Source organism: Microbulbifer sp. (assembly GCF_036563125.1).
Lineage (GTDB): Bacteria > Pseudomonadota > Gammaproteobacteria > Pseudomonadales > Cellvibrionaceae > Microbulbifer.
Genome location: NZ_DATCMV010000069.1, coordinates 1 through 15,301, shown reverse-complemented (window position 1 = coordinate 15,301; position 15,301 = coordinate 1). Strand labels below are relative to the sequence as shown.

Annotated in this window: 11 protein-coding genes; 7 read left to right on the top strand and 4 right to left on the bottom strand. The window is 60.7% G+C overall.

The window, feature by feature from the left end; translation table 11 throughout:
• Positions 1-356 (bottom strand): secondary thiamine-phosphate synthase enzyme YjbQ (locus tag VIL80_RS05870; protein WP_332035215.1); only part of this gene is annotated, 356 nt, incomplete at its 3' end.
• Between the two features lie 84 nt (positions 357-440).
• Here VIL80_RS05870 and trmA point away from each other — a divergent pair.
• The 3 genes from trmA to VIL80_RS05855 all read left to right on the top strand — a co-directional run bounded on the left by trmA (position 441) and on the right by VIL80_RS05855 (position 4,320).
• Positions 441-1,532: a tRNA (uridine(54)-C5)-methyltransferase TrmA gene (trmA, locus tag VIL80_RS05865; protein ID WP_332035214.1), complete on the top strand. Its 1,092-nt coding sequence runs from the start codon at positions 441-443 to the stop codon at positions 1,530-1,532.
• Between the two features lie 101 nt (positions 1,533-1,633).
• On the top strand, positions 1,634-3,433 hold the full coding sequence (locus tag VIL80_RS05860; RefSeq protein ID WP_332035213.1) for a copper resistance system multicopper oxidase: 1,800 nt from the start codon (positions 1,634-1,636) through the stop codon (positions 3,431-3,433).
• A 23-nt stretch (positions 3,434-3,456) separates the two neighbouring features.
• Entirely contained in the window at positions 3,457-4,320 is an 864-nt protein-coding gene (locus VIL80_RS05855; protein ID WP_332035212.1) for a copper resistance protein B, read from the top strand.
• 20 nt (positions 4,321-4,340) lie between these two features.
• Here the strand turns inward: VIL80_RS05855 and VIL80_RS05850 are convergent, their stop codons facing one another.
• Genes VIL80_RS05850 through VIL80_RS05840 form a run of 3 tightly spaced genes read right to left on the bottom strand, consistent with a single transcriptional unit; the run spans position 4,341 to position 7,171 of the window.
• Complete coding sequence (locus VIL80_RS05850; protein ID WP_332035211.1) at positions 4,341-4,805, bottom strand: DUF2489 domain-containing protein; 465 nt, start codon at positions 4,803-4,805, stop codon at positions 4,341-4,343.
• Positions 4,802-5,746 carry an AEC family transporter gene (locus VIL80_RS05845; RefSeq protein WP_332035210.1) on the bottom strand — a complete coding sequence of 315 codons (945 nt, stop codon included), beginning with the start codon at positions 5,744-5,746 and terminating at the stop codon, positions 4,802-4,804. The genes VIL80_RS05850 and VIL80_RS05845 overlap by 4 nt, the downstream gene beginning before the upstream one ends.
• 3 nt (positions 5,747-5,749) lie before the next feature.
• Positions 5,750-7,171, bottom strand: coding sequence for a DNA recombination protein RmuC (locus VIL80_RS05840; protein ID WP_332035209.1), 1,422 nt, complete (start codon positions 7,169-7,171; stop codon positions 5,750-5,752).
• A gap of 84 nt (positions 7,172-7,255) precedes the next feature.
• On the opposite strand from VIL80_RS05840, the gene murI reads away from it, so the two are divergent.
• From murI to VIL80_RS05820, 4 genes are all read left to right on the top strand, one after another.
• Positions 7,256-8,092 (top strand): glutamate racemase, encoded by an 837-nt coding sequence (murI, locus tag VIL80_RS05835; RefSeq protein ID WP_332035208.1) that lies wholly within the window; start codon positions 7,256-7,258, stop codon positions 8,090-8,092.
• 96 nt (positions 8,093-8,188) lie between these two features.
• Positions 8,189-10,888 (top strand): PD-(D/E)XK nuclease family protein, encoded by a 2,700-nt coding sequence (locus VIL80_RS05830; RefSeq protein WP_332035207.1) that lies wholly within the window; start codon positions 8,189-8,191, stop codon positions 10,886-10,888.
• Between the two features lie 4 nt (positions 10,889-10,892).
• Entirely contained in the window at positions 10,893-14,330 is a 3,438-nt protein-coding gene (locus tag VIL80_RS05825) for a UvrD-helicase domain-containing protein (protein WP_332035206.1), read from the top strand.
• 264 nt (positions 14,331-14,594) lie between these two features.
• The coding region (locus tag VIL80_RS05820) for a 3-deoxy-7-phosphoheptulonate synthase (RefSeq protein WP_332035205.1) at positions 14,595-15,301 on the top strand (707 nt) is incomplete at its 3' end.

The window sequence follows — 15,301 nt, the reverse complement described above, 5'->3', positions numbered from 1 at the left end:
AGGTAAACCCCCTGCCAGGTTCCGAGCATCAACTGCCCGCTTTTCACCGGGATCGATAGGCTGCTGGCGGTAAGCGCGGCCTTGATGTGCGCCGGCATATCGTCCGCCCCTTCCATGGTGTGCGTGTACAGCGGGTCATTTTCCGGAACCAGGCGGTTCAGCCAGTTCTCCAGGTCCACCCGTGCGCTGGGATCCGCGTTTTCCTGAATCAGCAGGCTGGCGGAGGTGTGCTGGATAAACAGCGTGCACAGTCCGTCACCGGAAAAAATCTGACCCCGCAGCCAGTGTTCCACCTCATCGGTAAACTCGTGCAGTCCCTGGCCGCGCACTACAATTTCCAGCTGCCCGATCGCCATAAATCCACTCCTTTCTCACCTTAAGGGGGCGCTTCCGCTATAATCCGCGCCCCGAATTACTTGGCTTATTGTACGGTTTCGAATATGGCACTCCACCGCGTAAACACCGACGACTACCAGCAGCAACTGGACCAGAAGGTGTCCCGCCTGCAGGAGGCCTATGCCTCTTACACCAAGCTCGAACCAGAAGTCTTCCCCCCCCCGCCCAGCCACTACCGCCTGCGTGCGGAATTCAAGATGTGGCAAGAAGGCGGACGCGTGGACTACGCCATGTACAAACAGGGCGAGTACAAAAAACCGTTTGTGATCGAAGAGTTTACCGTCGGTTCCGAGCGGATCAACGAGCTGATGCCGCTGCTGCTGGATGCGATCAACAACAGCGAAATACTGCGCAAGCGCCTGTTCTGCACCGAGTTCCTCACCACTCTCGGTGGTGACGCGCTGATCACGCTGATCTACCACAAACAGCTGGATGAGGCCTGGGAAGCGGAAGCTCGCGCCCTACAAGAACAACTGGGCGTTCCGGTGCTCGGCCGCTCGCGCAAACAGAAGATCGTACTCGACCGCGACTACGTGATTGAAAAGCTGGAGATCGACGGACGTACATACCAGTACAAGCAGGTGGAAGGCAGCTTCACCCAGCCCAATGGCGAAATCTGCCGTTCCATGATTCAGTGGGTCAGAAGCTGTTGCGACGGTAGCAAGGAAAGTGATCTGCTGGAGCTCTACTGCGGCAACGGCAACTTCACCATCCCACTGGCGGAGAAATTCCGCAATGTACTGGCGACGGAAATTTCCAAGGTTTCGGTGAATGCCGCACAGGAAAATATCGCGGCGAATGGTGTAGAGAACCTGCACATTCTGCGACTGTCCGCCGAGGAATTCACCCAGGCCATCGACAAGGTTCGCCCCTTCCGCCGCCTGAAAGATTTTGATCTCGACAGCTACGACTTCTCAACCATCCTGGTGGACCCACCCCGGGCTGGCCTCGACGCAGATACCTGCGCGATGATCGCGCGCTTCCCGCGCATTCTGTACATCTCCTGCAACCCGGAGACCCAGCTGGAAAATCTCGCCGAGCTGACCAAGACCCACAATATTGAACGCTTTGCGATCTTCGATCAGTTCCCGTACACCGACCATACCGAGTCCGGTGTACTGCTGGTAAAGAAATAACCCGGAAAAACCTTTCGGAAATCTGGCGCGCTTCGCTCTGCCAAGCGCGCTAACTGCGCTAGCTTGGTGGGTATACATCCGGAACTCGGGGATCGTTTACCATGGCGGCACAGCAGGACGACCTTCACAAGCCGCTGTTCGGCACGCGACGACGGTTCCTGCAGACACTGGGTGCTGGCATGTTTTCCGCCGGTATCAATGCCACCTTTCCGCTCGCATCCTGGGCGTTCTCCTCCCCCAAATACCTGCATAACGGCATCGGCGACTACCACCCGGAGACCTATTTCGACCTGGCCTTCCGCTACACCCCACTGGAAATTGACGGCCGCACCGGCACCTCAACCGCCATCAACGGTACCGTCCCCGGGCCACTGATCCGCTGGCGCGAAGGCGATACGGTGACCATGGATGTCACCAACCACATGCAGGACACGAACCACGCCTCCATCCACTGGCACGGCATCTTGGTACCTTTTCGCATGGACGGGGTACCCGGAGTCAATTTCAACGGAATCCAGCCCGGGGAAACCTACCGCTACCAGTTCACCCTGAAACAGGCTGGCACCTATTGGTACCACAGCCATTCGTACCTGCAGGAACAGAGTGGGTCTTACGGGCCACTGGTCATCGACCCAAAAGATGGCGAACCCTTCCACTATGACCGCGACCATGTGGTTGTGCTGTCGGACTGGGCTTTCACTGATCCCGAGACCCTGTTCCGCAATATCAACCTCTCGCCCGAGTACTACATCTACTACAAACGCACGGTATTCGATTACCTGCGCGATGTTCGCAAGAAGGGCTTCGCCGAGGCCAACGCAGAACTGCTGCCGTTTCGCAGGATGAACATGAGCCCGCGGGACCTGTCCAATGTCACCGGCTATATCTACACCTACCTGATGAACGGCCACTCGCCGGATATGAACTGGAGCGGCAAATTTTTGCCCGGAGAGACCGTGCGCCTCCGGTTTATCAATTCCTCTTCCATGAGCAATTTTGATGTGCGTATTCCCGGGTTGGATATGGACGTGGTCATGGTGGATGGCAAAGCGGTAAAGCCCGTGCGCTGCCACGAATTCCGTATCGGCGTGGCGGAGACCTACGACGTATTGATCCGCCCCCGTGACGCGCATGCCTACACCCTGTATGCGGAGTCCCTCGACCGCAGCGGCTATGCCCGCGGCACCCTGGCACCAGAACCGGGCATGCAAGCACCGATACCCGCACTGCGCCCGGTGCCCGACCGCAAGCTGGAAGATATCGGCATGGGGATGATGAAGGGAAAATACTTCGGTGGCATGAGCGATACGATGAAGAAAAAACTGCATCACAAGCGCATGCAAATGCAGGATGACGCCATCCCCGGCCCCAACGGCCCCATGCCTTTCCTGCCGGATAAAGACAACCCCAACGTGGCGATGGTGGTAATGAACCCGCAAAACCGCTTGGCGGAACCCGGCGTGGGTCTTGGCCACGATGGGTGGAAGGTGCTCACCTACAAAGACCTGGTCTCCGCCGAAACGCAGCCCTATAAAGCGACTGTCGACCGGGAAATGTGCATTAATATTACCGCCAATATGGAGCGCTTTATTTTCTCCCTGGACGGGAAAAAATTCACCGAACAGCCCGGCCCCTACTTATTCAAGTACAACGAGCGACTGCGATTGTTCCTCGTCAACCACACCATGATGGAGCATCCCATGCACCTGCACGGCATGTGGATGCAGCTCGAAAACGGAGCCCGCCACGAAGAGATTCCCTACAAGCACACCATCCTGGTGAAGCCCGGCGAAGCACTCTCCGTGCTGATTACACCGATTGAAAAGGGCGATTGGGCCTTCCATTGCCACTTGCTCTACCACATGGAAGCCGGCATGTTCCAGGTAGTGCGGGTCGCCTGAGTCTCGATATGAAAAATCGGGCCATGAAAATTTACGCCACCTGCCTCACCCTACTCTTGCTATCGCCACTGCTGCCAGCCCAGGAGCCTCCGCCGAGGGTGCCAATCCAGGCCAGCGATGACGGTACCGAACCGAAGCCGGAGGGCTACCGCAGCCCGCCGCTGCCTCCACCGCCGGTACAACAGATAAGAAAATATGCCGAGGATTCACCGGGCGGACCCCAGCAGAATTTCGGGATCATCCCCATCCACGACAACCACAAATTTTTTCAGGTGTTGGGCAAACGCCTCGAATACCGCCGCGAAGGCGATGACGAAAATGAATTATGGGAAATCGACGCCTGGTATGGTGGCGACCACAACAAGCTTTACCTGGAGTCGGAAGGCGAACGGGAGGTCGGCGGCAAGACCGAATCCGCCAGGCTGGAAGTGTTCTGGAATCACGCTGTACGTCCCTACTGGGACCTCCAGCTCGGTATGCGTCACGACTTCAATCCCGGGCAGAGCCGATCCTTTTTTGCCGCCGGTTTCCAGGGTATGACACCCTACGGATTTGAAACCGACCTCACCGGCTACATTAGCGAGGATGGCGATGGGTCCTGGCGGCTGGAAATTGAACGCAGCTTTCACTTTACCCAGCGCCTGGAACTGGAACCAAGGCTGGAAACCGATTTTTCCTTCTCGGACATTCCTACCTACAACATCGGCGACGGTTTCACCGGTATCGAGCTGGGGCTGCGCCTGCGCTATATGATTACCCCCAAATTCGCCCCGTATATCGGCGTTTCCTGGGAGCGCAAGTTTGGGGACACCGCCGACCTGATTGAGGCCGACGGCGGCGAAACTGAATTCACCTTTGCGGTTGCGGGCTTCCGGTTCTGGTTTTAAGCAGACAACGCCGCTAAGACTTAGAATTTGCGGCCAAGAATCCGCTTGGCCGCATCCAGCGCAAAATCGCGATACTCCGCTTCCACCCGCGCCATCTCCTTCTCGAACGCGAACTTCTCCTTGCGGGAAAGTTTTTTCCAGTCCTGCAGAATCGGGATATGGCTGGTCTGGTCGGCGACCTTGTAGAACGCCACAAACTCATTCTTCACCGTATCCTCTACCTGCAGCGAATCCAGCAACACGCGAATCCGCAGCGAAGCTTCGGTAAGGCCAACGCCCTCATCCAGCAGTGTCTTGGCAATAATCTGGATACTGGTATTCACCCTATCCCGCTGCGCATCCGCCGCCGCTTCCAGTTCCGCCAACTGCTGCGCCTGACGTTTGCGCGCCTTGCGCAATTCCAGGCAGTAGTAAGTCGCAATGGCAGACAGGGTAAAAATAATCAGTCCGGCAATAACCAGAATCCAAACCGGCACTTCGGTCATGAGAGAGTCACCTTCAACAGCGCCAGCCCCAGGCTGGCAGTAACAATGGATAACAGGGTGCTGATCGCAATGATGTTGGCGGCCAGCTGGCTGTTGCCACCAAGCGCGCGCGCCATGATGAACGACGCTGACGCCGTGGGGGACGCGGCCAGCAGAAACAGGATCGCCATCGCCTGCCCGTCCAGCTGGAACAGGAAACCGAACGCGAGCAGTACCAGCGGCACGATCAACAGCTTGAAGCCACTCGCGGCAAATGCCCCGAAGGAGCTGCGCTTCAGCATACTCAGGTCGAGACTGGCACCGATACACAGCAGCGCCAGCGGCAGCGTCACCGAAGCCAGATAATCACCGGTCTGCACCAGCATCGCCGGCAACTTGAGGCCAACGGCCTTGGCAATCAGCGCGGCCACAATCGCGAGGATCAGCGGATTGCGCGCGATGTCCTTGCCGAGCTTGATCCAGCTGAATTTGGCTTTCTGGCTGTACACCGCGAACAGTGCCACCGCGGCGATGTTGTAGAAAATGGTGATCACCGCCATCAGCAGCGCCGCCTGCGCGAGACCGTGTGGGCCGTAGGCGTTGGCGGCCCAGGCGAGGCCGATAATACCCAGGTTGCCGCGGAAGGCACCCTGGATAAACGCACTGCGATCGCCGAATTCAAACGGACGCGCGGCGAGCCACGCGAGCGGTACCGTGAGTACGGTGCCGATCAGGCCCGCCAGCAACAGCGGCCACTCGTCACCGAGGCGCGCATCGGAGCCGAAAATATTGAAAAACAGCAGCGCCGGCAGTGTAACCAGAAACACCAGTTTCGAAGCATCATCGACAAAGCTTTCGCTCAGCAGGCCCACGCGGGCGAGTCCGTACCCGATTAGCAGGGTCAGGAAAATCGGCGCAGTGACCGACAGCGCAAAGGAAAAGGTTTCCAGAAAAGGTTCCAAGTTTTATTCCGTATCGAGTTCGCTGATCAATTCTTCGTCGAGTTGATCGTCTTCCGTGGATGCGTGCTCCAGTGCCGGCAGCTTGTGCGCGTCCTCCGCTTTTTCCCGCAGGTCGGCCGCGATCTGCTTGCGGGTTTTCGCCCCCAGCTTGCGCAGGCTGTCGATACGTTTCACCGCATTGCCGCGACCGGTGGCCAGGCGCTTGTAGGTTTCCTGATAGGCCTCGTCCGCCTGGCGAATACGGCTACCGAGAATATCCAGGGATTCCAGCACCAGGGCAAACTGGTCGTGCAGTTTGCCCGCTTCCGCGGCAATTTTCTCCGCGTTTTTGTTCTGTTTTTCGTAGCGCCAGATATTTTCCACCGTGCGCAGGGTCGCCATCAGGCTGGTGGGGCTCACCAGTACGATCTGCTTTTCATAGGCAAAGCGGAACAGCTCGGGGTCCGCCTGCATCGCCAGCATGTACGCCGCTTCAATGGGTACGAAAATGAATACGAAATCCAGGGTGCGCACACCCTCCAGCTGTTCGTAGGCCTTTTTGTTGAGGCCGGTGATATGCGCGCGCAGGGAATTCACATGCTGTTTCAGCGCCTGGGTACGCTCCTCGTCGGTCTCCGCCGAGGCGTAGCGCTCGTAGTCCACCAGCGAGACCTTGGAATCGATAATCAGGTCCTTGCCTTCCGGCAGGCGCACGATCACGTCCGGCTGGCGGCGACGCCCCTCGTCGTTGCTGTCTTTGAGGGTAACCTGGGTCTCGTACTCGCGACCTTTCTGCAGGCCGGATTCCTCCAGCAACCGCTCCAGCACCACCTCGCCCCAGTTGCCCTGGATCTTGCGGTCGCCCTTGAGCGCAGAGGTCAGGTTTAGAGCCTCGTCGCTGATGCGCTGGGTCTGCTCCCTGAGCGCCTTGATCTGGCCAAGCAGGCTGTTGCGCTCGGCGTTTTCGCGGTCGTAGACATGCTCCACCCGCTTGCGGAAGTCGCCCAGCTGACGCTCCAGCGGATCTAAGCTCTTGCGCAGGCTGTCCTCGCTGCGGCGCACGAAGGCCTGCTGCTTCTCTTCGAAAATACGGTTGGCAAGGTTTTCGAACTGCTGGGTCATGGAAACGCGGGTCTGCTCCAGCTGCTGCTTCTGCTCCGCCAGCGCCGCCTCGCCTTTCTCCACCAACACCTGGAACCGCGCCACCTGCTGGGACTTGCTCGACAGCTCCTGGCGCAACTGCTGGATCTCTACATCCAACCGGGTTTCGCGCTCCAGCACCGTGGCCAGCTGTGCGGCACTGATCTGGCGCTCCGCCTCCAGTGACTGCACCTGGCGAGCCAGACGCGCCCTGCCCGCCCACACCGCCAGCACCATGACAATCAGCACTGCCACGGCGGCCAGAATGGCCTGTTCCAGGGATACTTGGACGGGAAACCAGGTCATAAAAATTCACTTAAACTTATTACAAAACGCAGGCTGAGTTATCCTTGCGCCCGCACTCATCCGTTACGGGAGACAGGTTTTTACATGCCAACAGGAAGCGGCCATTCTACCAAGGCCCCCAGTGCATTGATATTCGATTCCGGCGTCGGAGCCATCAGTATTGCCCGCGAGATGCGCCGCCAGATCCCGGGTCTCACCCTGCATTTCGGCATCGACAACGGCTTCTATCCCTACGGCACCAAGTCCGAAGACGTACTGCGCCCGCGCATTGTGGATGTGGCCTCCACCATGATGGCCGCCTGCGGTGCCGACATTCTTGTGGTGGGCTGCAACACCGCCAGCACCCTCGCCCTGCCCCAGCTACGGGAAGTGTTGCCCCAGCCGGTGGTCGGCGTGGTGCCTGCGATCAAACCCGCCGCGGCTGCCAGTGCCACCGGCACCATTGCCCTGATCGCCACCGAGGGCACGGTCAACCGCCGCTACACCCGTGAGCTGATCGAACAATTTGCCCACGGCATCCAGGTAATCAACGTGCCGGCTCCAGAACTGGTGAGTCTCGCGGAAGCAAAGTTGCGCGGGGAAACCGTCACCAGCGCAGACCTGGCGCCGGTAATCGAGCGGATTTTTTCTGTGCCCAACGGCAACCTGGTGGATACCGCGGTCCTCGCCTGCACCCATTTCCCACTGCTGAAAGAAGAGCTGGCGAAGGCCGCGCCGCGCCCGGTGAACTGGCTCGACTCTGGCGACGCCATCGCCCGCCGCCTGCGCTGGCTGCTCGATGAGCTGAAACTGGAGCTACCGAAAACCCCGGGCACCAGCCTGCTGCTCACCAGCAGCGACGATAACCGCGAGCAGATCGAGCGCGCCTTCGCCGAGTTTTCCCCCAGCTACCTCGGCGCCAGCATCCCAATCAAAGCCTGAGCCGGTTAGACTGTATCCCGCTTTGCCGCGCCGCCCGCATACCCGGGCCGCACGGCCACCTCACGGATAAATACAACTAGAGTTCCCACAGAACCCATGCTGCAACCCGCATTTCCGTTCAAGCAGATCCTCGACCAGCTCCCCGAGGGCGGCCTGCTGTTGACCCCCACCAACCGCCTGCGCAACCGCTGCCAGCAGGTGTACGGCACCTGGCAACAGGCCAGCAAAAACTGGGCACCGCCCGCGGTGGAATCCCTGCAGGGGTGGCTCGATAAACTCTGGTTCCAGTTGCAGCAACAACAGTGGCAACCGGCCATGTGCCGGATTCTTAACCGGGAACAGCGCCAGCTGCTGTGGCAGCGCTGCGTGGAAGCGAGCCTGGACAAGGGACTGATCAACACCCAGCAGCTCGCCGCCAACTGCGACACCGCGCTGTCACAGCTGATCCAGTGGCGCATGCTGGAAAACCTGGACGAGGCCGATACCGCCCTCGCCCACCACTGGGAAAAAACCGGCCTGCAGCCAGCGGACTATCCGCTGTTCGCAATCCTGCCGAAATTCCACCAGCAACTGCGCGCACACAACGGCATTACCCAGGACCAGCGCGACCTGCTGATCGCGCGCGCGTTTGCCGAGGGCGTGCTGCCGAAAATGCCGCAGTTGTCCCTCGCCGGCTTCGTACAGAATTCACCACTAATCGAACATATTTTCGCCTGCGCCGCGGACATGATTGAGTCCTTCGCCATTCCCGACAAGGCGCATAGCAATTTGCAAGTTGCCCGCTGCCACAACCTGGAAGACGAACTCACCCAGGCCGCGCGCTGGGCCGCGGAAAAGCTGCAGCAGAATCCGGACACCAGTATCGGCATCGTGGTGAACAACCTTGGCCAGTGCCGCCCGCAGGTGGAGCAGATATTCGCCCGTGTGCTGGAACCGCAGTGGCTCGATCCCGCACAGGCCGCCTACACATTGCCGTTCAACTTCTCCGCCGGTACGCCGCTGGCGAAAACTGCTGTAGGTTCCGCCACCCTGCAATTGCTGGAGATGCTGCGGGACAAATTCGATTACAGCCAGCTGCGCAATGTATTGTTCTCGCCGTTCTGGGGCGACAGCAGCGCGCAGGAACAACACCTGCGCAGCGCCCTGTTCCGCCGCCTGCAAAAACTCGAACTACAGGAAATTCCCGGCAATATCGTGCGCAACTGGGCCGAAAAGCTCGCGCAGGAACTCGCACCGGAGAGCCCGCTGCCCGCGCAACTGAATCAACTGGGAGACTGGGCACGCCGCTGGCAGCGCGCGCCCGCGGAAAAATGGGCGGAGCGTTTTTCCGAACTACTGAACAAACTCGGCTGGCCCGGCCAGCGCAACCCGGACAGCCAGGAATACCAGCAGCTAATGCTGTGGGAACAGACGCTGGAAAATTTTGCCGGCCTCAGCGAATTTACCGGCGCGCAGCCACTCAATAAGGCGCTGCAACAGCTGCGACAGATCGCCAGCCGCACCCCGTTCCAGGCGGAAACCCGCGATGGCCCGCTGCAGATCCTCGGTGTACTGGAAGCCGGCGGTATCGCCTTCGAGCATATCCGCCTGGTGGGCTTCGGCCAGCAACAGTGGCCCACGCCACCGTCGCCCAACCCCATGCTGCCGGTGCTGTGGCAGAAAGAATGGAAGATGCCGCGCGCCAGTGCCGAGCGCGAACTGGAACTGGCCCGCCAGCTCACCCGCGACCTGCTGAATGCCAGTGACGATATCGTGGTCAGCTATTCCTGCGAGGAAGACGGTGTGGGCCAGCTGCTGAGTGCGCTGTTTGTCAGCGACTTAGACGCGCAAACAAAGGACGGCGACGCGCTCTCCAGCCTATACCAGACCCTCACCGACGCCCCAGAACTGGAGCGTATCAGCGACGCAACCGTGCCACCACTCAGCCCCGAGGACTGCGCCAAGGTGCGCGGCGGTGCCGGTGTGCTCAAGGCCCAGGCCCTGTGCCCGCAGAACGCCCAGCTGCGCTATCGACTGGGTGCCGAGACCTTTGCCGAGCCCGCCCTCGGCCTCAGCGCCGCCGAGCGCGGCAACCTGATCCACGAAATGCTCGCCGCCTTCTGGCAGCAGTGCACAAGCTCAGACCAGCTCGCCGCAATGGCAACCGAGCATCTCGACCTGCAAATCCGCTCCGCCATCGACACCGCCATCGCCAAGCTCAAGCGCAAACACCCGGAACTGCCGGAAGCCTTCTGGCAGCTGGAACAGATCCGCCTGCGCGACATATTCGAACAGTGGCTGCCACTCGAACAGGATCGCCCCGCGTTTACTGTCTCCCAGGTGGAATCCGAGCTCACGGTCACTCTGCAGGGCCTCACCTTCACCCTGCGCCTCGACCGCATGGATACCCTGGCGGAGGACGAGGAACTGGTGATTGACTACAAAACCGGGCAGACCTCCGTGGCCGACTGGCTGCAGCAGCGCGTGCGCGAACCACAGCTGCCGCTCTACGCCCTGTTCCTGCCCCAGACCAAAGCCATCGCCTTCGGCGCGGTCAAAAATGGCGACTGCAAATACCAGGGCTGCGGTGAACTGAGCCAGCCGATCAACGGCATCAAAACCGTGGCGGACAGTCAGAAAGACAAAGAGCCTGAAATCATCCAGTGGGACCAGCTGAAGCAACACTGGCAACAGGCACTGGAAGGACTCGCGGAAGAATACAAAACCGGCCACGCCGCCTTAGCGTTCGATCGCCCGGCGGACAATGAAAACCAGAAAGCGCTCTGGCCCCTGAACCGCTGGCCGGAGAGGCAGTAACACCATGACCACGCATATCCCCGTAGACGCCAGCGAACGCGAACAGGCGCTGGATATCCAACAGAGCTTCGCGGTTTCCGCCCCCGCCGGCTCCGGTAAAACCGGCCTGCTCACCCAGCGCCTGCTGAAGCTGCTGGCGGCGTGCCAGCAGCCGGAAGAAGTGCTCGCGATTACGTTCACCCGCAAGGCCGCCGGTGAAATGCGCGAGCGCCTGCTGCACGCGTTGCTCGATGCCCGCGACATTCCCGAGCCGGAAAACCCCCACGCAAAAATTACCTGGCAACTGGCCAGCAACCTGCTCGCCCACGACGAGAAACACCAGTGGCACCTGCTGCAGAGCCCACAGCGTTTGCGCATCCAGACCATCGACGGCCTGTGTCGCAATATCGCCAGCCAGCTGCCTATCGACAGCGGCCTCGGCGCGCCCGGTGAACCGCTGGAGCAGCCCGCCATCGCCTACCAGATGGCGATCGCCAACCTGCTGAAGAAGCTCGAAAAGGAACAACCGGACCAGGACCTGAGCCTTCTGCTGCTGCACCTGGACAACAACCTGCCTGAAGTGACGGGCCTGCTGCAGACCCTACTGGAAAAGCGCGAGCAGTGGCTGGAGCCATTGCTGTCGGTACACCGCGAGGAAGCGGAAGACTATTTCACCTTCGTGATCCGCGAACTGATCGAGCAACAGCTCGGCGAATTCAAAAAAGCGCTCGGTACCTTTGCCGGTGAACTGCTGGACCTGGCAGACTACGCCGGCACCAACCTGCAGCAAGAAAACCCCGGCCACCTCATCAGCAGCCTCGCCGGTATCGAAGCACTGCCACCCTGCAGCGACCAGGGTCTGCCCCAGTGGCTGGCGCTGGCGGACCTGCTGGTGACGGGCACCGGCACCTGGCGCAAGTCCGTTACCAAAACCACCGGCTTCCCCGCCGCGGATAAAAAATCCCCCAACCCGGAGCGCGCCAAGGCACAGAAGGAGCGCATCACCGCGCTGCTGGAAGCGCTGGCAGACAACGACGAACTGCTGAACATCATTGCCGAAGTGCGCACCTTGCCCGCGGGCATGGACGAGAGTCAGTGGCAGATACTCCGCGCCATGGCGCGGGTGCTGCCGCTGCTGGTGGCGGAACTGAAACTGGTGTTCCAGCAGCTGGGCAGCACCGACTTTACCGAAGTGGCCCAGGCCGCGCTGGTGGCACTGGGAGACAGCGATTCCCCCACGGATGTGGCGCTGAAACTGGACGTGCAGATCCGCCACATTCTCGTCGACGAATTCCAGGATACCTCGCAGCTGCAGCTGGAACTGCTGCAGAAACTCACCGCCGGCTGGGAGCCTGAAGACGGCCGCAGCCTGTTTATCGTCGGCGACGGCATGCAGTCCTGTTACGGATTCCGCAACGCCAACGTGGGTATTTTCCTCGATGCCCGCGACGAGGGCATCGGCGAACTGCCGCTCACGCCACTCAACCTGCAGGTGAACTTCCGCTCCAGCAATGCGGTGGTGGACTGGGTCAACCGCACATTCGTCAAAGCCTTCCCGCCCCGCGACAACATCAGCCGCGGCGCCGTGCGCTATCTGGATTCCGTAGCGTTCAAACCGCAGAAATGGGAAGGCGCACCGGTATCCTTCTACGGCTGCGTGGATGACGAGGAGCGACTGAAAGAAGCCGAGCAGTGCGTGGAGATTATCCAGCAGTTGCAGGCAAAAGCGCCGGAAGACAACATCGCCATCCTGGTGCGCAACAAGAAACACCTGCAGCAGGTGCTGCCCGCCCTCACCCGCGCCGGCATCACCTACCAGGCCCAGGACCTGGCGCCGCTCGCCAGCAAAATGGTGGTGCTGGATCTGCTCAGCCTCACCCGCGCACTGCAGGACCCCAGCGACCGCATCAGCTGGCTCGCGGTACTGCGCGCGCCCTGGTGCGGGCTGACGCTGCCGGATCTCTACGCGGTAGCCAACCACAATCCCGGCGAACACGGCCCGCGCGACCCACGTGTACCGCCGATCCTGAATACGCTCGAAGCGCTGGATGACATCGCCGGCCTCAGCGACGACGGTCGTAGCCGACTGCAAAAAACCGCCGTCCTGATCCTGCAGAGCTGGCAACAGCGCGGCCGCAAACCGTTGCGGGTATGGGCGGAAGGCCTGTGGCTCGCCCTCGGCGGCCCAGCCACCGTGGCGGACAAACGGGAACTCAGCAACGCCGCGGACTTTTTCCAGCTGCTGGAAAAATACGACGGCGGTGGCAGTATCACCGACTGGCCCGCGTTCGAACTGGCCCTGCAACAGCTGTTCGCCCGCCCTGCGCAGGAAGCGCGCGTACAGGTGATGACCATCCACAAATCCAAGGGCCTGGAATTCGAGCATGTGCTGATCCCCGGGCTGGATAAATCCGGCGGTGCCGGCGGTAGCGACCAGCTGCTGCGCTGGTGCACCTGGCTCAATACCGACGTGGAAACCCGCTTCCTGCTCGCTCCCAAAAGCCCGCGCAGCGGCAAGGACCCGCTCTACGCCTACGTGAAACACGACAACAGCGAACGCGAACGCCTCGAAGGCACGCGCCTGCTGTATGTGGGCTGCACCCGCGCCATTCACAGCCTGCACCTGCTGGCCTGTGTGAAGTCGTCGGACAAAAAGAACGAGGACCACAAGGCCCCGGCCAACGCCTCACTACTCGCGAGCATCTGGCCCGCGCTCTCCACGGAAGCGGACTGGTGCCACTGGCTCAGCGCGGAAGAAACCGTGCGCAAGTCGGAATACACCGACCAGAGCTATCTGTTGCGCACACATGAAGGCTGGCAGGCACCCGCACTGCCGCGCGAAGACTATCTCGCCCGCTATCGCATGGGGGATTTCGAGCGCAAGGCGGAAGAGGAAATCAACCTGCCGGAGCTGGGCCTGGTTACGCAGCGCTGGTTCCGCCACGCCGGCACCGTCGCCCACGAGACCCTTGCGACGCTCACGGAAAACCCCGAGCGCCTGGCCAATGCGCCCGAACAGTTGATCGAAGAACTGCGCCCGCTGTGGCAACTGCGCCTGGCCCAGTCCGGCCTCAACGGCAGCAGCCTGGAAAAGGCACAGGAAAAGGTGGAACAGGCAGTGCTGCGCACCCTGCACTGCCAAACCGGCCGCTGGCTGCTGGACGCCAGCCATCGAGATTCCGCCGCGGAACTGGAACTGCACAGCGGCGGGCGCGAACTGCGGCGCAACATCGTAGACCGCACGTTTATCGATAGCGACGGCAGCCGCTGGATCATCGACTACAAAACCGCGGAACCTACCAGCGGTGAAACCGTGGAAGTGTTTATCGACAGCCAGCTGGAGAAATACCGCAAGCAGCTCGACGGCTACCGCCGCCTGTTCTACCAGCGCGGCGAACGCAACGTGCGCTGCGCGCTGTATTTCCCCCTGCTCCAGCAGCTCGCCGAACTACCGGCGGAGTAACAAATCCGCCGCAATCCGGGATGGGGCGCCGCGTGCGCCTCATCCTATAGGTCGCCCCGCAGCCCTAGCACCAAGCAAAAGTATCCGCCCAACCCATAAAAACGCCGGACACCCGTCACGCCAACAGTCGCCGAAAGTGACAGTTAAAACTGTTTCAAATGAAACCCTAGCCCCGCCACCGGTGTCTGGTTAGGATGACAGCCCGCGGTGCGCATGCCGCGGCAAGGAAGACGATCAAATTCAGCAAGTAGTGACAGAAATACCATGACCACGCAGCAGTTCGACGACTTAAATGTCCTCTCCCAAGAAGTCCTCATCACCCCGCAGGCACTGAAAGCGGAACTGCCCGTCAGCGATGCCGCCGAAACCACGGTAGCCGCCGGCCGCGCCGCAGTACGCAATATTCTCGACCGCAAAGACCACCGCTTGATGGTCGTTATCGGTCCCTGCTCCGTTCACGATGTCGACGCCGCTATGGATTATGCCCACCGCCTGAAAGCGGTAGCAGACCAGGTTTCCGACACCCTGCTGATCGTCATGCGCGTGTATTTTGAAAAGCCCCGCACCACCGTGGGCTGGAAAGGCCTGATCAACGACCCGCACCTGGACGACTCGTTCAAGATCGAGGAAGGTCTGCACATCGGCCGCAAACTGCTGCTGGATATCTCCGAACTGGGCCTGCCAACCTCCACCGAGGCGCTGGACCCCATTTCTCCGCAGTACCTGCAGGACCTGATTTCCTGGTCCGCGATCGGCGCGCGCACCACCGAATCCCAGACCCACCGCGAAATGGCCAGCGGCCTCTCTTCCGCCGTGGGCTTCAAGAACGGCACCGACGGCAGCCTGGAAGTGGCCATCAACGCCCTCCAGTCTACCGCCAACCCGCACCGCTTCCTCGGTATCAACAAGGAAGGCCAGGTGGCCATCATCCACACTGCCGGCAACAAGTACGGCCACGTGGTACTGCGCGG